We start from the raw sequence: 17,727 nt of genomic DNA, 5'->3' as shown, positions 1-17,727 counted from the left end.
TCATCGCGCGCGCCTGGCCGGGACATTGGCGGTCGTCGCGACCACCGGCGGCATCGTGGGCATGGCGACGGCCATCACCGGCTTGGCCCGGCGATAGGCGGTCAGCGCCTCCGTCACGTCGAGCAGGAAGGCGGTCAGCGTCTGCCGCAGCTCCACCGCGTGGCGGTCGACGGCATAGGCGCGGTCCTCGTCGGACTCGCTCAACCGTTCCTGCTGCATGACGACCCGCTCCCGGTCCTCGATCGCCCGGTCCAGCACGGTGAGCACGTGCTTCATGTCGTCCGGGAGCGGCTCGAACGGCGTTGGCGACAGGACCGGCGCGTGCAGGTCGACCGCGGTCTGAAGCTCGCTCACGATCGCGGACATCGTCTCGGCCCGCGCCGCCCGGGACCGCAACACGTTTTGGTCCGCCAACTGGTTGAGTCGCTGCAGAGCGTCCAGCAGCGCTTTAGTCAGCCGCTCCGCGGCGGCCAGCGACAGGTCCTCCCGCCGGTTCTGCCGGTCGATACGGTGCGAGCGCCTGATCACATACAACGCCACCAACACCGAGACGGATGAGCCGAGGAACGCGCCGATGAGCCCTTCGGCCAGCGTCTGCAACCAGCTGTTCTGCATCAGCAGCTCTCCATGCCGACACATTACGCCGCGCTCCCGGCCGGCTTTCCTGGCGGTTCTTTTCCAGCCGGTCTGACCTCGATGACTCGATGCCCTGCGGGGATTTCGGCGGAGCCGGTCACCGCTCAATCACCGGGACAAGGCCTCGCAGCGCAGCCAGATGTCGTTCTTGCCGGTCCAGGCCGTGCCGCCGTAGTGGGCCGGGCCCAGGTCCGGGGTGGCTTTCTGGTTCGATCGGTCGGGGCTACCACCGGAATGATCTCGACCAGCGCGAGGAACGCGCCGCGCTGGCCGAGATCGAACGGGAAAGGCGCGGGCCTGGTGGCCGAACGCACCCAAGCGGTCAACCCGCTGCTCCGGCACCTGCACGAACTGGAGGCCCGCTGGGACCCTGCCGGCCGATGGCCAGATCCGTGACCGGTGCTGGGGACATGTCCATAGCTGGTGGGAGGTGCTGGCGGCCTTGGTGGGGTCGGTGCCAAGGGACATGCCGCTGTGCAGATCCGAGTGACCGACGATCGTGACACCGCGCGCCTCAGCGACGGCCGTCCGCACCGGTTCTGGCGTGTCGCCCACGCCAGCTGGGCCCGTGAAGGTCAGGTCGCATCGTACGCCCGGCACATACACGTCATGGGGTCGCCGACGGCGCGATCGTCAACGTCTACCGCGCGGATCGCGGCAGAACAATGCACTCGATCTTGCGGTCATCCTGGCGGCATGGAACGGAGCCATCGGCGTGTCCGAAACTGCGGTTTCGCGAAGCCGGAGAGCATCGGCAGTGGTTGCGACGGCGAGCATGATAAACCGATGCGCACCTTCGACGAGTTGACTGCGGTAACTGATCCGGCGTGGCGGCAGCTCGAGGCAGAGTTGCTGGCCAATCCAGAGATCGCGGTCCTGCCCGTCTTCGCCGCCGCCGGCCGAGACTGTCTACACCGTTTGCAGGTCACCACCCGGTCGCGGATGGGCGCGCTGGCGCTGCACACCGGCGGTCTACTGGTCGACGACGGCTGGCTGCGCGTGCTTGGCGGCGGCGAACGTGGCCTGCCCTCCCTGGCACAGGCCAACGACCTGCCCAGCGACGACCAGCCACCCGCGGCCCTGTTGGTCGGGTATGACGTACTCGGTGGCCGCTTCGAGGTCAACGGCCCCGACCCGGCCGCCGCGGGCCGCCCAGGTGACCCCGGCGAGGTGTGCTACCTCGGACCGGACACGTTGACATGGGAGCCGCTCGGCGCCGGCCACGGCGCCTGGCTGTCGTGGATCGCCGGAGCCGGAACCACCGAGTTCTACCGGGCACTGCGATGGCCGAGCTGGCGCGACGAGATTCGCGGCCTGCCGTTGACGCACGGCATTGCGGTCTACCCGTTCCTCTGGTCCCAGCAAGCGCATCACGACCTGGCCACCACCACACGCACCTCTGTCCCACTCACCGAGCTGTTCTCGTTGCAGGACGACTTCGCTGCCCGTTTCGCCGCGAAGCCGGACACCACCTCCCTGCACATAACGAGCCGTCGTCGTTCGAGCGTGTCCTGATCTCCACGGTCAATGACCTCAGGCATTTCCGAGTGGGCCGCACCCCCTATGGCCCGTCACCTTCCGCGGGGCCGATACCACCCCCGTGGCCGTGACCGAGCTCGATAAAGGCGACCACTCGCGCTGACCGGTCCCAGGGAACGTGAAATGGGACCGTGCTCGCCGCGCACGGTCCGCGGAAAAGCGTGTCGCTCCTTGGGCCGTTGTGCAAATTGCGCAAGTAGTCCCTCATATACACCGATCGCACCGCGAGCCGTCTTCATCTGCTTAATTCATTCACTCACAATGCTCACATGTCGCCTCGCCCTGAATCTGCCGATCGCTCTGCCTGGACTTGGCCCAACGGGACTTGGCCTTCTACGAGTGGACGCGCGATGTGTCACGCCGCTGGCATTACATCCTCGAGACGTTCTCGCTCCTCGCCACGTCGGCGACAGTCGTGACCGCAGGGCTGTCAGCCCCTCCGTTGATTACCACTCTCGTGGCGAGCGCAGCTCTTTTTGCCAACGGCTTCAGACAAGGATTCAAGCCTGCCGAACGGTGGGAGCTGGCCGCCACGGGTTGGACGACGCTCCGGCGGGCGATCGACCGGTACCAACTCTTGCCGGAGAATCAACGAGATGCTGCCGCGAAGGATCGGCTGCAGAATCGGATCGAGGAAGTAGGCGAGCACGAGATTCGCAGCTGGAGAAGTCAGCGGAAAGCGGCCCGGAACATCGCGGCCGATGCTTGAGAAACTGATGTGCCAAGCGCTAGCCTTCCTGGGATCGTGATCCCTGGCACCCGTGACGATGCCCTTCTAACGGACTTCAGGCGCAATATAAAATGCCATACCGCGCTCATTCACATCGGCATGTCCGTGCGTCAGCCGCTCGCCTCGCCGTGACGCTGCGTAGCGGTCCGCCGCCAGGGCGACCTTCCTCCGCGCTATCTCCGCCATTGCCAGTCAATTCCCTTTAAGGCGACGTCTCCAGGATGAGGAGAAACCCATCGGTTCCGCCGGGGAGGTTGAAAATGACAGTGGTTTCGCTGTCGTGCGTCAGTCCGGGTCAGGGTTGCGTGGTGGAGTGAGGAGGGTGAGGGCGAGGATGGCGACGTCGTCGCTGCGCGGGTTGGGGCCCACGTCGGCGTTCAGGATGTGTTCGAGCAGAGCCGCGGGGTCGTTGGCGGGTCCGGACTGGATCGCTTGGGACAGTTCGGTCAGGCCTCGGTCGACGGTGTAGCGGCGGTCCTCGATGAGTCCGTCGGTGTACAGCACGATGCTGCATCCGGGTGGCAGCGGGAGTATCTGGTCGCGGTAGGTGGCATTCCGGGTGCCCAGCGGCGGTCCGGGTCGCACGTGCAGTGGCCCGGTGTGGTCGTCGGTGCGCAGGACGGGCGGGGGGTGGCCGGCGAGGACCGCGGTGGCGGTGCCATTGGGCAGGTGGAGTTCGAGGTAGCAGCACGTCGCCATGGCCTGCGGTTCGTAGCGCAGCAGGTGCTCGTTCGCACGGCGTATCACGTCGGCGGGTGGGCTGCCGTCAGCGGCGTAGGCGCGTAACGCGCTGCGCAGTTGCCCCATCGTCGCCGCGGCTTGAGGGCTATGGCCGGCCACGTCACCGATCACGATGGCGGCCCGGTCGGCGTCGATGTGGATGACGTCGTACCAGTCGCCGCCGACGTCGGCACCGTGGGTCCAGGGCAGGTAGCGGACCGCGTGCTGGGCGCCGGGGATGCTGGGCAGGGCGGCGGGCAGCAGTGCGCGTTGCAGGTCCGCGGCGATGGATAGCTGGGCTTGGTAGAGCAGGGCACGCTGGAGTGCTTGGGCGGCCAGCCGGCTGAAGGCCGTCAGGTTGGCCCGTTCGTCGTCGTCGAAGTCCCGGGGCTGCTGGTAGCCGATCACCAGCGTGCCGAGGACCTGTCCAGCTGTGGTCAGCGGCAGGAACGCCCACGCCTTGCGGCTGCCACCGGAGATGGCGCGGTCCGGGTCGGGTTGGGCGGCGGCGAATTCCTGCGGTGAGCTGAGGTAGCGGGGTTGCCCGGTGCGGGCGACGCCGGCTGCGGGATACGGGTGCGCCATCGGCACCTGTCTGAGCTGGTCGACGACGTGGCTCTCGTAGCCGGCGGAGTACCGCAACGCCAGCCGGCCCTGCTCGATGAGCAGGACGGCGAGGCCGTGCCCGCCAGCGGAGGGCCGAAGGACGGTGCCCATGGCCAGGTAGACCTCGTCGGGGGCGTTGGCGGCGACCAGCGCCGCGGTAACACTCTGCAGCGCGGTGGTCCGTTGCACCGCAGCGCGGGCCTGCGCGGCGCTGTGTTCGAGTTGCCGCTGGTGATCGACCTGCTCGGTGACATCCCGGTAGGACACGGCGACGAAGCCGGTGTCGACGCGGATCGCCTTGAGCTCCCACACCTGCGCCGTGCTCGGCGAGGTCACCTGGTGATGCCACGTCTCGCCGGTCTCCGCGACGGTGCTCAGGTGCGGCACCAGGTTGACCTCCGCGGTGCCGGACGACTGCGCGACGATCCGCTTCCCGATGAGATCCTCAACGGTGCGGCCGGCGAGTTTCGCACCGACCTGATTGACGTACTCGCGGGTGAAGTCGACGATCACACCGTCGTCGTCGCGGACGGCTCGCAGCAGCGCGAACCCGTCGAAGGCAGCGTCGAGCGCGTCGTAGAGCCGTGCGCCGCCCTCACTCTCGGAGCCCATGGTGAGCTTGGAAAGATCGACGAACCGGGCCACAAATCCGTCACCGAACGGCATGACCCTGATTTCGAAGTGACCGCTCACGGTAGCCCGGTCGTAGTAGACGGTGCGTACTGCCGGCACTCGCTGCTGCACCACCTGCCGGTACAACGGGAGCGTTCCGTCGGTGACGGTCTCAGGCCATAACTGCCGATATGTTCGGCCGATCAACTCGTCGCGGGGTCGTTGCAGGAACCGGCTACCGGCTTCGTTCAGGTAGGTGAGAGTGAAGTCGATGATGTCACCGTCCTGGGCACGAACCGCTGTCGCGAGGGCACACCCGTGCGGATCACCTTCCAGCAGACCCACGAGCTCCGCCGACGGCCATGCACTCATCGCATCCCCACCCATCGGCGCTCGCGATCATCCACCAGCGTAACCACCCACCTCGGCCACCGGACGGGTGACTTTTCACGGCTTACGCCTGGATGCGGTGCCGCAGTGGCGCGGCTGGAGGTGACAGGTGGTGCCGTCCCACTCACGGCTCGCGCATCCCCCGAGGTGGGACCGTCCGGCGCACGGGTCCGATGAAAGGCGGATGGGAATCATGAGGACGCGGATCGGCATCATGGTGGGGCTGATGGGGCATAAAAGGGGGCCATGACGGGATGGACGAATCGACATCCAATGCCCCCCGACGAGGAGATCGCACGGTGGACCCTCGACCGGCCACCGGCTCTGGAAGCCTTACGCGCCGGACTGCAACGCGCGGTCCGCGCCTACGCACCGGAAAATGCCGCCGACCTGGCCGACCTCGCCGAACGACTCATGATCGCCGCGACAGAGTTGGCCGGCAACGCCCTCCGGCACGGCAAACCTCCGACCGTCGTCGCGTTGCTACGCGCCGACGGGCACCTCATCATCGACGTCACCGACAACGACCCCACCACCCGGCCCACCGCCGACCCTGACCGCCCACCCGGCAGCGGCGGCCTCGGCCTGACCCTGACGCAACGCCTCGCCCAAGAAGTCGGCTGGTACCCGACCGACACAGACAAACACATCTGGGCACAATTCACTATCACCGCAGACTGACCAGGATGAATTCGCGCACAGGCGTGGCCCCGCCGTGCTCCCGCCAAGGCCTATAGTCAGCGAGGCTATTCATTCACTCCACACGATTCGTAATCCATGAGGAGCCTCGAACTGGTTCCGAGCGACGCACTATCATCGGCTAATCCGGATACCACCCGGAACGATCGACGGTCACTCTGGGTACTCGCGTGCCCACAACGGGTCCGCCATGGGTCGGGCGCCTGGGTGGTCAGCCCGCGTAACGCAGCGCTATGTCAATCCAATTGGTCATCCACGATCGGGGCTTGCTCCCGCACCAGATGGGTGAACTCCTCCGTAACCTGTTCGCGTCGCTCGGCGTCCGCGATATCGTCACGGTCCTCAAGTACCGGGTTTTCGTCCGTGTAGACGTGGTCCTCATCGGTGTGCTCGCCGTAGAGCAGATGGCAGGACTCGATGCCGGCGAGCAGATGCTCCAACAAGTCCCGAGCCGGGCGCCGCGGATCTAACACGGTCGCGCGTACCGGCTCGGCCGCCAGCATCGCCGCCCGCTGATCGGCGGGAAGGCTCCGGACTAATTCTTCGAAGCGGACACGCTGCGCGACCACCGCCGGTAGGTCAGCGATCTCGCCATCGCTGATCGACGACAGCGGATAGCAGCCCGCGACCCAGCGGATCCGCCCGCAACATCTTGTCGGCGACAGCCACCTGCAGCGGTGACACATCCAGCCGGTCCAGCGTGACGGCCTGCACTGCCCGCCCTGACAGATCACCAAGCTCCGCACGAATCACCGCGTCGACTTCGGCCTGCGCCTCGGCCACCAGTGCCTCGAGTAGCCCGGCATGACCCAGCCGGTGCAGCGCTCGGCCCGCTCGATGTGCCGACTCCTGAACCCGGCTGTACGACACGTCGATCAGCCCTGCCGCGTCGGGAAGATTCGGTGCGCGCAGCGCCGCGGCAACCTCGTCGAAGCGGTCGCGTTCGTCCTCGCGGCGTCGGCGCTCATCGTCATCGACCGCCGCCGACGCCGGACGGACATAAGCCGCCCACAACGCGGACGACAACCGGCTCAGCGCCTCGCACAACTCCCGCGCCTGATCCTCGGCGACACCAGACGAGAGCCGGACGACGAGATGCGTCAGTGCGCCGGCACTTGCCGGCCACACGACCACGACCTCCTGGCGGACCGGGTCGAACGCGTACACCGACACCAGCGGCGGCCCTTCCGCGCGAGCGCTAAGACGCCCAACGTCAATCCGCCGCCATCAGAGCCTCGATCCACAGGTCAAGGCGCCGATCGGGGCGGAAAACGTGGGTCACGAGCATGTCCCACCGCGCCCCACCAATGATCAAGGGCGTATAGCCGGATAGCTATACGCCCTGGTGAAGCACTGTACGCCGCGTAGGACTTGAACCTACAACCCGCGGATTAAGAGGCCGCGGCATGCCGTCAGCTGACGCCCTGTTCCGGGACTGGAACTTCCCCCAACGCTCCCCCAAGGTCAGCCAATGGCGAGGCGTTGCGGCGCATCGTTCCTTTCAAGTTCCGCCGTTAGTCGTTCGCGACGGCTGAAGCGACCTGATGCTGAACAGGACCCCCACGCACCTGTGGGGCTCGTGAATTCGGCCAGCTGCGTGACGTGCGGGTTTGTGCGAGACCATCGATCGAGTGACGGCCAGGATCCGGCCATGAGCGCCTCGCTGATGTACCTGCTCATCCGGCAAATCCTGCAGATGTTGACCCAACTCGCCCGCGACGGCGGGGCCAAGGACGTCGAACTGCTGGTCCTGCGCCACCAAGTGGCGGTCCTGCGGCGGCAGGTGCACCGTCCCGACCTGCGCCCGGACGACCGCGTGGTGCTGGCCGCACTTTCCCGGCTGCTCCCCCGGGCCTGCTGGTCGGCGTTCTTCGTCACCCCGGCCACCGTGCTCCGCTGGCACCGCCAGCTGCTCGCCCGGCACTGGACATACCCCCATGCCCGGCCCGGCCGGCCAGCGATCGACCCGCAGATCCGCGCTCTGGTGCTACGCCTCGCCGCCGAGAACCCAACCTGGGGACACCGCCGCATCCAGGGCGAACTCGCCAGGCTGGGCCGACAGATCGCCGCCAGCACGGTGCGGTCCAGACCGAGGTGGTCGTCGAGTTGCCGGGCGTCGGCGGGCCTGCGGCGGCGCGGCTGGTAGGTGGACAGGCCGACACCGGGCCGGTCAACGCCGATCGGACAGTCGTTGGTGGAGCGGCGAGGGAGAGGTCGTCGATCGTGGTCGGGTCAGGCGAGCTCGAGGCGCGTGAGTTCCAGCCGGGAGGCGATGCCGAGCTTCGTGAACACCTTGTGCAGGTGGTACTCCACGGTGCGGCGGCTCAGGAACAGGGCCGACGCGATCTCGGGGTTGGAGGCGCCCTCCCTGGCGAGGCGGGCGATCTGAAGCTCCTGCGGGGTCAGCTCGGTTAACCCGGTGCCGTCTCGGCGTTGGGCCGTCTCGCCGCTGGCCCGCAGCTCGGTCCGCGCCCGCTCGGCCCACGGGGTGGCGCCCAGCCGCTCGAACGTCTCCAGCGCCGCCCGCAGCTGCTCGCGGGACTGGCCTCGGCGGCGTAGCCGGCGCAGGGTCTCGCCGTAGATCAGCTGGGTTCGCGCCTCGTCGAACGGCCGAAGCCCGGCATCGACGGATCGGCGCCTCGCCTCGTCGTAGTGCTCCGTGGCCGTCTCGGGTTCGGCGAGCAGCCCACGGCAGCGGGCCGCGGCGGCGAGCGCCCAGTGCGCACCGGCCATCTCGGCCCACTGACCGAACGCGGCCAGCGGGTCCGTCGCCGCCTCGGGCTGTCCACACCGGACGGACGCCTCGACCAGGTCCGGGGTCGACCAGAGCCGGATGGCGGGATGGTCGACGCCGCGCAGGTGGGCCAGGGCCGGCGCCGGACGTCCGAAGCCGAGGTCGAGCAGGCCGAGCGACCATCGGCAGAGGGCGACGACGAGCTTGATGTCGCGAGCCGTGGCCAGGGTCAGGGCGCGCTCGACGTGCTCGCGGCAGGCAGCCTCGTCGCCGCGCACTGCCTGCGTCCAGGCGAGCAGGCTTACGTAGTGCACCGCCGTCTCGACCTGGCCGATCTGGGTCGCCAGGCGCAGTCCCTCGTCGGCGCTCGCGGCGGCGTCGGCCGGCCGGCCCAGCAACAGATCCGAAAAGGACAGCCGATCCAGCGCGGTGCAGAGCGTGCCGATGGCGCCGGAGCGCCGGGCGAGCTCGACCGCCCGCGCGTGCAGGGTCCGCGAGGTCGTCTGGTCGCCGAGGTAGAGCGCAGCTCGGCCCGCCCAGAGCAGCAAGGTGGGGTCCTGCATGGACTCGCCGGCCGCGACCACCACCCGCAGCCCGGCGGCGCCTTCGGCCCACCGCCCGCCGAAGATGCCCGCCGTGCCCGTGAGCATGCTCACCATGAGCCGATCAGTCGCGGTTTCCGCTGGCACGCGCGCCGCACGCTCGCCCACCGACACCACCCTGGCCGCATCCCCGTTGAAGGAGGCCGCCTCGCCCGCGAGCACGAGCGCCGACAGTGCCGTGCCCGCGTCGTCGAACTCCGCGTGCGTCGCCGCGTCGCGCAGGATCTCGTAGGCCGCCTCCGGCATCCCGCAGCGCAGCTCGATGAGGCCGCGTAGGTGCAGCATCCGCGACCAGTCACCGCCGCCATCCAGCTCGGGCCTGGCTCGGTCGAGCAGGCCCAGCGCGCGCGGGGGAACGCCGGCCGCCCAGAACGCCGTGGCCGCCGCGAGGAAACGACCGCCGCGCTCGGGACCTGGAGGGGTCAGCTCGGCCGCCCGCTCGAGCGCGTGGCCGGCCGCGGCCGGGCCTCCTCGGGCGGCGGCCCGCCCAGCCGTGCGGGCCAGGGCGGCCGCCACGTCCTCGTCCGTCCCGACGGTCGCGGCGGCCCAGTGCCAGGCGCGCCGGTCGGGCTGGGTCGCCTCATCGAGGACCGCGGCCAGCGCGAGATGTGCGCCCTGCCGACCGGCGAAGCCCGCCTCGGCGTACGCGGTCGAGCGCACCAGCGGATGCCGGAAGGCGAGATGGCCGTCGCGAACCTCGACGAGCCCGGAGCGTTCCAGCTCGTTCAGGGCACCGAGGCCGTCATCGAGCCCGGCCGCGGCGAGCAGCGTCGCCGGCGCCCCGGCGTCGTCGGCCGCCGCGATCTCGACCAGGCGCCGGGCACCCGGCGCGAGCTGACGCAGCCGCCTCGCGTAGAGCCGCCGGACCTCCGCCCCGACCGGGAGCGGCCGCGGCAGTGGCTCGTCACCGCGCAGCTGTGCCTCGGTGAGCAGCGTCGGCAGTTCGGTGAGCGCGAGCGGGTTGCCGCCGGCCTCGGCGACGATCCGGTCTCCCACGGCGGCGTCGAGGGTGGACGTATGGTCGGCGAGCAGGGCGTGGGCGGCGGCATTGTCCAGTCCGGACACGCTCAGCTCGGGCAACCCCGCGCCGAGGAACCGGCTGTCCGCCTCCGCCCCCGTCTCGCGCAGCGCGAAGACGATTGCCACGCCGTCGGCGTCGAGCCGCCGGGCCGAGAACAGCAGTGCGTCGGCGGAGGGCCCGTCGAGCCATTGCACGTCGTCGACGAGGCACAGCACGCCCGGCTCGGTCGCCAGCTCGCCGAGGAGGGTCAGCACACCGGCGGCGACGAGGAACCGGTCTTGCTCATGGGCGGGGCCGAGGCCCAGCGCGGCCCGGATGGCGACGGCCTGCGGGCCGGGCAGCGTGTCGAGGCGGTCGCGCACCGGGTACAGCAGCTGATGCAGGGCGGCGAAGGGCAGCTCGACCTCGGACTCGACCCCGCAGCCGCGCAGCACCCGCAGGCCGCCGGCCTGCCCGGCCGCATAGTCCAGAAGCGCCGACTTGCCCACGCCGGGCTCGCCCCGGATGACGAGCGCCGAGCTGCGTTGCGCCCGGGCGTCGACGAGCATGCGGTCCAGCCGGGCGCACTCGGCGTGCCGACCGCGCAGCATGTAGTCGATCGTAGGACACCGGGCGGCCGACTGTGGAGGTCACGGATGCGGCGGTCGCCGCAGCTGCCGCAGGCTGATCGGATGAAGCTGGACGAATGCGACGTCGTTGTGATCGGCGCCGGTGTTGGCGGCGCCGCGGCCGCCCTGGCGCTGGCCGGGGCCGGGGCGTCGGTGACGCTGCTCGAGCGCGTCGCCGAGCCGAGGGCTGTCGGGGCAGGGATTCTGCTACAGCCCAACGGTCTGGCCGTGCTCGACGGGCTCGGGGTCGGTCCAGCGGTGCGCTCGACGGGGCACCGCCTCACTGAAGTCGCGCTACGTTCCCCGAACGGATCGCGCCTAGCCGACCTGCGGCCGCCCGACTACGGTCCGGGGTTGGATCATGTTCTGGCCGTGCGTCGATCGCGGCTTCAGGAGGTCCTGCTCGCTGCGGTGGACGCGGCGCCCGGCATCACGCTGCGGCTGGGCGCCGAGGCGAGCGCCGCGCGCCCGGACGGCACGGTCGACCTGGTGTGGCGCGGCCGGACGAGCACGATCGAAGCGGATCTCATGGTGGCCGCCGACGGGGCGTGCTCGACAGTGCGCAGCGCGGGCGACTTCGGCGCCCGGTCGACCGGCGCTGGCCATCGCTACCTGCGCGGCCTCGTGCCGTCCGGCGACATCGGGCTGGCGGGGGAGTACTGGACCGCGCTCGGCCTCTTTGGCGGCGCCCCAATGGACGCCACGACGACCTATGTGTACGCCGACGCCACCGCGCCGCCGGTCGTCGCCGCGCTCGCCGCGGGCGACGCCGGTGCGCTGCGCCGGGCCTGGGCGGCGGCGCTGCCCGCGGCGCCAGGACTGGCCGAACACCTCCCGGCACCGGCGGAGCTGCTCCTCACTGACGTCACCACGGTCCATTGTCAGCGGTGGGTGGACGGCCGGCTCGTGCTCCTCGGCGACGCCGCGCACGCCATGGCCCCGACGGTCGGGCAGGGCGCGAACAGCGCGCTCGTCGATGCTGCCGTCCTGGTGGCCGAGATCTCCCGGTCCCCGTCGCTCGCTGCCGGCCTCGCGGCCTACGCGGCTCGCCGACGCCCGGCCGTGGCCCGGGTACAGCGGCGGGCGAGCATGCTGGCCCGGCTGGCGGCGACCCGCGGGTCGTTGGCCCGGGCCGTCCGAGACCGGTTGCTGGCGGCCGTGGCGCGCATTCCGGGCGCCGCCGCGGCCGGCGCGCGCGGTCTGCAGCAGGAGGATCCGGCGGTTCTGCGACGGCTGGTGTCCCGCGGCGACTGGTGAGGTCACGGATTCGATCCGGCTGCCCTGGCCGGCAGGCTGTGGAGCATCACGAACACACCACTACTTAGAGGAGCGACCACAGTGTCCACCGAACACGCGCTCAGCGCCACCACCCGGTCCACGACCGCCCGGCCCATCGCCGTTCGGCGCGGCACCGCCTCTGACTCCGGCACCACGTCCCCCCGGGGCGTACGCGGCGACCGCCTGCGCAAGATCGTGCTCCGCGTGCACGGCACTCTCCTGTTCGTCGTCACGACCGTGTCGACGGTCATCATCACGATCGGCTACAACACCGGCACGGGTATGTACGGCATGCTGCCCGACCAGCCGCTCGGCTTCGGCGGGCTCTACCAGGCGTACACGTTGATGTTCGTCATTGGCGTTGCCCTATGGATCGGGTCGACCCAGCCGCGGCCCCGCCTGTTCAATGTGGTCGGAATGCTCGCCCACATACCGCTGATCATCGGAAATCTGTTGTTCGCCGGGGTTTTCGCTCAGGTCGCCGAGGGCCGCGTCGGTCTGATCAGTCTCCCGATCCACGCTGGTCTGGCCGGGCTCGAGTTGTTCGCGATCGTGTGGAAGCCACGATCAGTCGCTCCAGCCGCCGCGACAGAGTCGGCGGCGACCTCGTGACCACGACCATCGATACGACCCGGCGGGCGCGGCGCACGGTCGTGCTCGCCGACGGGCTGTTCCTCGCCCTCGTCGGCGCCGCGCAGATCCTGCTGGAGCTGCTCGCGCACTTCGCGGGCGCGGGCGCCTACGCCGACATCTTCGCGGACTCGCCGTACACGCTCGGATGGTTCGAGGCGCACGGCCTCGCCGTGCTGGTCGGATTACTCTTCCTCACCACGGCCACGCGCGACCTGCGACGCTTCTGGCACACCTTTGGACTGGCCGTGCACGTGCTGCTCGGCGGAGCCAACCTGTTGTTCTGGGCCAGCTTCACGGCCTTCGACGCTGTACCGATGGGCATCCTCGCGACCGCCGCACACGTCCTCTTCGTCCTCGCCCACGCGGTTTGTGCCGCGCGCATGGTAGACCGAAAGGTCACCGAGGAGACGATGGCCTGACAGCGGTGGTCCGCCGCCCCTCCCCGGGCGGTCGGATCGGGCCGCGGGCGGCCTACCCTTGCCGCCCCTTCCAGCGAGCCTCACCCCTTCCTTGATCCTCGACGACGCGACCGGCCCGCGCCTCCGGCGGATGGACCAGTCGCACCGAATGCCGGTGTCGATCCTTGGGTTTCGTGCAGCAGCCACGTCTCGAGGAATGGGCGAGATCGGGTCAGTTGGGATACGCGCAACGGGGTCACCGTCTCGTGCGAGGCGAGCGTCGCGGAGTCTCATGCAACTGTGCTGCATGGGTCCGCCCGAGTCGATCGTGAGTCCGGGTAGCGGCGTGAGCCGATCGGCGATGAGTGGGCGAGCATGCCGGTCCCGTTCCGCTGGGCGCGGCCCTAGCTTGCGACGGCGGGCCAGGCGCCCGGCTGGGAACGCGGAGAGTGGACAGAACCACGGCCGTGCGGGCAGGGGGACAGGCTGGTACCGGCGACGGCATAGCCGTCATCGACGAAGGCACCCACAACACGCCCGAGGCCGTGGCGCGCATCCCTGGCGGCGCCGCGGCCGGTGCGCGCGGTCTGCTGCAGGAGCCGGCGGTTCTGCGGCGGCTGGTGTCCCTGGCCGGCGGCCGCGGAGACTGGTGAGGTCACGGATTCGATCCCGGTGCCTGGGCCGGCAGGCTGTGAGCGTCACGAACACACCACACACCGGAGGAGCGACCGCAATGTCCACCGAACACACGCTCAGCGCCGCGAGACGGCCCGCGGCCACGCGATCCACCGTCACCTGGCCCACGACCGCCCGGCCCATCGCCGCGTGGCGCCGGACCGCCTTCGACGGCGGCGGCTACTTCTTCAAGCAGGCGGCCGCGATCACCCTCATCACCGGCCTGTACCTGCACCTGACCCGGCTGCTGATCGCCGACGACGCGTACGTGGTGACCCACGTCGTGACGCCCACGCTCGACAAGGTCTTCGCCGTCGTCATGACGTACGCCGCCGTCGCGGGCTGGCTGTCGCGGCGCTACGTCGCCTTCACCGGCACCCGGCAGAAGGTGGTCCTCACGGTGATCCTCGTCTACATCACGGCGAGCCTGCCGCTGCACTATGCGACCTACATCACCAACAGCACGAAGCTGCTCACCGCCGTCCCGCTCTGGTACAGCGGCGCGTTCCTGGTGATGTCCGGTGCGATCCTGACCTTCGTGTGGCGCCTGCGGATCCGGCGCCCAAGGTGACCCGTGCCGGCACGGCTGGTCCGGCCGGACCGCCCAGAGTGATACGTGCGCGCATGACGGGACCGGTCCGACGGTATCCGGTGACGGCGTTCTTCGTCCTCGCATATGCCATCACCTGGTTCGTATGGGTGCCGCGGGCATTGATATCGGAGGGATACCTCGACAGCGAGCTGCCAGTGGCCCTCGGGGACTTCTGGACCTGTGGGCCGGCGGTCGCGGCGGTCCTCGCCGACGCGTTGTGGGGCGGCCGGCGGGGTTGCGCGAGTTGGGATGCCGATTGATCCGCCGGCGCATCGGCTTGCGATGGTACGTCCTGGTTCTGGTTGGTCCGGCGGCCTTCTGGGCGTTGGTACTGTGTATCTTCGCCGCGGTGGACTGGTCAGCAGCCGGTCGTGGTGATGCGGCGGCCTTCGGACCCGGCCATCGACCCGGTTAGCGATTACGCCGTCGGCGACCACGGCATCCTCAAGGTGCTCGCGACGCTTGCCGTCGGGCTAGGGGCGCTGGCGCTGACGGCCGCGCTCTACCTGACCGGCCCGCGACGCTCGTTCGTGGGTCTTGCGCTGCTTGCGGTGTACGGCCTGGCGAAGGTAGTGCAGGCGTTCTTCCCCATCGACGTGGGCGGTGAGACCACTACGAGCGGCGGTATCCACAACGTCCTTGGCACCGTGGCGTTCCTCGTCATCCCGGTCGGGGCGGTGCTGCTGTCGCGCTCGCGCGGCCGCGTCGAGATGGTGGTCGCCGTGCTGCTCGGCGCGGCAACGGTCGCGGTACTCACCAGCAACGCGGTTGGTGGCTTCGGCATTACCCAGCGCGGGTTCCTGGTGCTGTCGTCGACCTGGGTGCTGGTGACCGCTGTCCAGCTGGCGCTACGCAAGCCGGTGCGAATGACAACAACACCCGCGGCCCCAAGTGGGACAGCGCCAACAACGGAGTCGCCTCACCCAAGGTGACACCGCCGCCACCGACGACGGCACAGCCGCGCGGGTTGCCTGTACCGTGCCAGAACTCGTCGCACACACGGTGAGCTGGGATTTCCCGGTTAATGGTAACGATCATCGGTGTGTTGATTCGACTGCTGTACCTGATGATGATCCGGCTCGTCGGTGCTCTGGGGCTGCTGGTTCGAAGCGATACCGCGGTGCTGGCCGAGGTCCTCGCCCTGCGCCATGAGGTGGCGGTGCTGCGCCGACAGCTGAACGGCCGGCCCCGGTTGTCCTGGCCGGACCGGGCCATCCTGTCCGCGCTGGCCCGCCTGCTACCCACCACGGTCCGGGCCTACCGGCTGGTCACCCCGGCCACCCTGCTGGCCTGGCACCGGCGACTGCTGCGCCGCCACTGGACCCACCCACGTAAGACCGGCCGGCCACCGGTCAGCGACGAGATCCGCGACCTGATCCGACGCCTCGCCCGAGAGAACCCCCGATGGGGACATCGGCGCATTCAAGGTGAGCTGCTACGGCTGGGCCATCGGGTCGGCGCGGGCACGGTCCGCCGCATCCTGGCCGCTGGGCGGCTCGGGCCCGGCACCCCGTGGAGTGGACACCAGTTGGCGGACGTTCCTGCGCGCGCAAGCCCACGGTCTGCTGGCCATCGATTTCTTCCACGTCGACACGATCCTGCTCAAGCGGCTCTACGTGCTCGTGGTCATGGAGGTGACCACCCGCCGCGTCCACCTGCTCGGGGTCACCGCCAACCCGGACCACGCCTGGGTCGTCCAGCAGGCCCGCAACCTTGTCATGGACCTCGGCGACCGTGCCGGCCGGTTCGTTTCCTGACCAGAGATAGGGACGGCAAGTACAGCGCCGCGTTCGACGAGGTCTTCACCGCCGAGGGCATCACCGTGGTCAAGATCCCGCCACAGACACCGCGGGCGAACTGCTTCATCGAACGGTGGGGTCGTAGCCTGCGTGCCGAGTGCACCGACCGGTTGCTGATCTACCACGAGCGACACGTCCTCGCGGTGATCGGCGAGTACGTGGACCATGTCGGGTGAGGACCCGACGCCCGGAAGGGCGGCCTCGGCGACGGCCAGCCGCTGGACGCGCTCCGGGTGATCCGCGGCCAGCGCGTGACCGATCGGCATTCCCGTGTCGTGGCCGACCACGGCGAACCGCCGGTTTGGGGCGGCCGCCGGCGCCGCTGTGGCGGGCAGCGCGGCGCAACCCAGGCTTAGCGCCAGCGCTCCCGTGCCCGCCACGCTGATCAGCCCACGCCTGGTCATCTGGCCGGCGGCCGGGGCAGGCTCGCCCCGGCAGGGGTGTCCCGGTACGGAGCCAGGAAGGCGGCCAGCGCCGCGAGCATCTGCTCGGGCGCCTCCTCGGCGAGCCAGTGCCCGGCACCCGGGACGACCACGCCTCGCACGTCGTCCGCGATGGTCTCCATCACCTCCGCGACGTGCCCGCCGTAGCTCGCCTCCCCACCGATGGCCAGGACGGGCATGCTCAGATGCCGCTTCGTGCGCTGCACGTTCTGCTTCACGGTGTCGTCGAATGCCCGGTAGAAGCCGAAGCTGCCGTGCAGCGCCTCGGCGTTCGACAGCAGGCGGACGTAGTAGTCGACCGCGTCGTCGGGCACGTTCCCGCCCTGGATGGCGAACTCGTAGCCGAAGAAGATGTCCTCCCGGCCCGACACGAGCTGCTCCGGCACCTTGTCCACCCGGTTGAACGGGATGTGCCAGAGCCGGTCGTTGACCTGACCTGGAACGAACAGCGGCGGCGAGGGAGCCGCGCCGGGCGGGCCGGGAATCTCGGCGAGCGCGACGCAGGCGACCCGGTCCGGGTGATCCGCGGCCAGCGCATAGCTGATCGCGAACCCGGTGTCGTGGCCCACCACTGCGAACCGCTGGTGGCCGAGCGCATCCATCAGTCCGACCAGGTCGCGGGCGAGAGTGCCGGTGTCGTAACCGTCTTCGGGCTTGTCCGACAGCCCGATGCCGCGCTGGTCGACGGCGATGACTCGGAAGTCCCGGGCCAGGGCGGGCATCAGCAGGCGCCAGGCGTACCAGGTCTGCGGCCAGCCGTGCACCAGCAGCAGCGGCGGCCCGTCTCCGCCGGCGACGGCGTGCAGACGCACGTCGCCGGTGTCGACGTACCGGCTGGTGAACGTGTCGGTGAATTCGGCCGGAAGATTCGGCGCCTGCGAGACGGTGCCGGGGCCGTGGGGGGTGGACAGTCGTGCCGATGTGTCCATGAGGACCTCCTTGGTCGCCGTACTGGATGTAGGCAAACCGTAGGAATGACGCCCTCGCCCTCGCTAACGCCGGATGACGGTGG

At 69.7% G+C, this 17,727-nt stretch carries 19 protein-coding genes and 1 pseudogene; 14 read left to right on the top strand and 6 right to left on the bottom strand.

Translation table 11 applies throughout. The annotated features are described in order from the left end of the window. Complete coding sequence (locus tag ACZ6TI_RS46990) at positions 1 to 615, bottom strand: hypothetical protein (RefSeq protein ID WP_465351820.1); 615 nt, start codon at positions 613 to 615, stop codon at positions 1 to 3. 807 nt (positions 616 to 1,422) lie between these two features. Here ACZ6TI_RS46990 and ACZ6TI_RS46985 point away from each other — a divergent pair. Both ACZ6TI_RS46985 and ACZ6TI_RS46980 read left to right on the top strand, forming a co-directional pair. Further along, on the top strand, positions 1,423 to 2,151 hold the full coding sequence (locus ACZ6TI_RS46985; protein ID WP_465351819.1) for a DUF2625 family protein: 729 nt from the start codon (positions 1,423 to 1,425) through the stop codon (positions 2,149 to 2,151). 349 nt (positions 2,152 to 2,500) lie between these two features. After that, entirely contained in the window at positions 2,501 to 2,884 is a 384-nt protein-coding gene (locus tag ACZ6TI_RS46980) for an SLATT domain-containing protein (RefSeq protein ID WP_465351818.1), read from the top strand. 306 nt (positions 2,885 to 3,190) lie between these two features. On the opposite strand, the gene ACZ6TI_RS46975 is transcribed toward ACZ6TI_RS46980, so the two are convergent. After that, positions 3,191 to 5,215: a SpoIIE family protein phosphatase gene (locus ACZ6TI_RS46975; RefSeq protein WP_465351817.1), complete on the bottom strand. Its 2,025-nt coding sequence runs from the start codon at positions 5,213 to 5,215 to the stop codon at positions 3,191 to 3,193. A 291-nt stretch (positions 5,216 to 5,506) separates the two neighbouring features. Between ACZ6TI_RS46975 and ACZ6TI_RS46970 the strand changes: the two genes are divergently transcribed. Continuing rightward, positions 5,507 to 5,914: an ATP-binding protein gene (locus tag ACZ6TI_RS46970; protein ID WP_465351816.1), complete on the top strand. Its 408-nt coding sequence runs from the start codon at positions 5,507 to 5,509 to the stop codon at positions 5,912 to 5,914. A gap of 254 nt (positions 5,915 to 6,168) precedes the next feature. Here ACZ6TI_RS46970 and ACZ6TI_RS46965 read toward each other — a convergent pair whose 3' ends face one another. Both ACZ6TI_RS46965 and ACZ6TI_RS46960 read right to left on the bottom strand, forming a co-directional pair. Next, positions 6,169 to 6,501 (bottom strand): hypothetical protein, encoded by a 333-nt coding sequence (locus tag ACZ6TI_RS46965; protein WP_465351815.1) that lies wholly within the window; start codon positions 6,499 to 6,501, stop codon positions 6,169 to 6,171. A gap of 10 nt (positions 6,502 to 6,511) precedes the next feature. Continuing rightward, entirely contained in the window at positions 6,512 to 7,105 is a 594-nt protein-coding gene (locus ACZ6TI_RS46960; RefSeq protein WP_465351814.1) for a hypothetical protein, read from the bottom strand. A gap of 478 nt (positions 7,106 to 7,583) precedes the next feature. Here ACZ6TI_RS46960 and ACZ6TI_RS46955 point away from each other — a divergent pair, with 478 nt between their 5' ends. After that, positions 7,584 to 8,078 carry a helix-turn-helix domain-containing protein gene (locus ACZ6TI_RS46955; protein ID WP_465351813.1) on the top strand — a complete coding sequence of 165 codons (495 nt, stop codon included), beginning with the start codon at positions 7,584 to 7,586 and terminating at the stop codon, positions 8,076 to 8,078. A gap of 86 nt (positions 8,079 to 8,164) precedes the next feature. Here ACZ6TI_RS46955 and ACZ6TI_RS46950 read toward each other — a convergent pair whose 3' ends face one another. Further along, positions 8,165 to 10,879, bottom strand: coding sequence for a helix-turn-helix transcriptional regulator (locus ACZ6TI_RS46950; protein WP_465351812.1), 2,715 nt, complete (start codon positions 10,877 to 10,879; stop codon positions 8,165 to 8,167). A gap of 81 nt (positions 10,880 to 10,960) precedes the next feature. Here ACZ6TI_RS46950 and ACZ6TI_RS46945 point away from each other — a divergent pair, with 81 nt between their 5' ends. The 10 genes and pseudogenes from ACZ6TI_RS46945 to ACZ6TI_RS46900 all read left to right on the top strand — a co-directional run bounded on the left by ACZ6TI_RS46945 (position 10,961) and on the right by ACZ6TI_RS46900 (position 16,448). Then, positions 10,961 to 12,154, top strand: a complete 1,194-nt coding sequence (locus ACZ6TI_RS46945; protein ID WP_465351811.1) for an FAD-dependent oxidoreductase — start codon at positions 10,961 to 10,963, stop codon at positions 12,152 to 12,154. Between the two features lie 81 nt (positions 12,155 to 12,235). Next, on the top strand, positions 12,236 to 12,787 hold the full coding sequence (locus ACZ6TI_RS46940) for a hypothetical protein (RefSeq protein ID WP_465351810.1): 552 nt from the start codon (positions 12,236 to 12,238) through the stop codon (positions 12,785 to 12,787). After that, complete coding sequence (locus ACZ6TI_RS46935) at positions 12,784 to 13,227, top strand: hypothetical protein (protein ID WP_465351809.1); 444 nt, start codon at positions 12,784 to 12,786, stop codon at positions 13,225 to 13,227. The genes ACZ6TI_RS46940 and ACZ6TI_RS46935 overlap by 4 nt, the downstream gene beginning before the upstream one ends. 446 nt (positions 13,228 to 13,673) lie before the next feature. Continuing rightward, entirely contained in the window at positions 13,674 to 13,859 is a 186-nt protein-coding gene (locus ACZ6TI_RS46930) for a hypothetical protein (RefSeq protein ID WP_465351808.1), read from the top strand. 80 nt (positions 13,860 to 13,939) lie between these two features. Further along, positions 13,940 to 14,452, top strand: a complete 513-nt coding sequence (locus ACZ6TI_RS46925) for a hypothetical protein (RefSeq protein WP_465351807.1) — start codon at positions 13,940 to 13,942, stop codon at positions 14,450 to 14,452. A 53-nt stretch (positions 14,453 to 14,505) separates the two neighbouring features. Beyond that, the gene (locus tag ACZ6TI_RS46920) at positions 14,506 to 14,733 is read left to right on the top strand and encodes a hypothetical protein (RefSeq protein ID WP_465351806.1); all 228 of its coding nucleotides are present in this window, start codon (positions 14,506 to 14,508) and stop codon (positions 14,731 to 14,733) included. 117 nt (positions 14,734 to 14,850) lie between these two features. After that, positions 14,851 to 15,405 (top strand): DUF998 domain-containing protein, encoded by a 555-nt coding sequence (locus tag ACZ6TI_RS46915; protein WP_465351851.1) that lies wholly within the window; start codon positions 14,851 to 14,853, stop codon positions 15,403 to 15,405. Between the two features lie 92 nt (positions 15,406 to 15,497). Beyond that, positions 15,498 to 15,896: pseudogene (locus ACZ6TI_RS46910) on the top strand (integrase catalytic region); the annotation flags it as partial. A gap of 4 nt (positions 15,897 to 15,900) precedes the next feature. Continuing rightward, positions 15,901 to 16,230 carry a hypothetical protein gene (locus tag ACZ6TI_RS46905; protein WP_465351855.1) on the top strand — a complete coding sequence of 110 codons (330 nt, stop codon included), beginning with the start codon at positions 15,901 to 15,903 and terminating at the stop codon, positions 16,228 to 16,230. 65 nt (positions 16,231 to 16,295) lie between these two features. Further along, positions 16,296 to 16,448 (top strand): hypothetical protein, encoded by a 153-nt coding sequence (locus ACZ6TI_RS46900; RefSeq protein WP_465351854.1) that lies wholly within the window; start codon positions 16,296 to 16,298, stop codon positions 16,446 to 16,448. A gap of 224 nt (positions 16,449 to 16,672) precedes the next feature. Here ACZ6TI_RS46900 and ACZ6TI_RS46895 read toward each other — a convergent pair whose 3' ends face one another. After that, entirely contained in the window at positions 16,673 to 17,644 is a 972-nt protein-coding gene (locus tag ACZ6TI_RS46895) for an alpha/beta fold hydrolase (RefSeq protein ID WP_465351805.1), read from the bottom strand. Between the last annotated feature and the right edge of the window lie 83 nt (positions 17,645 to 17,727).

The sequence above is a fragment of the Actinoplanes sp. NPDC051388 genome (genome assembly GCF_055586225.1).
Note: the sequence above shows the minus strand (reverse complement) of the source record. Positions and strands in the feature narration are given on the sequence as shown.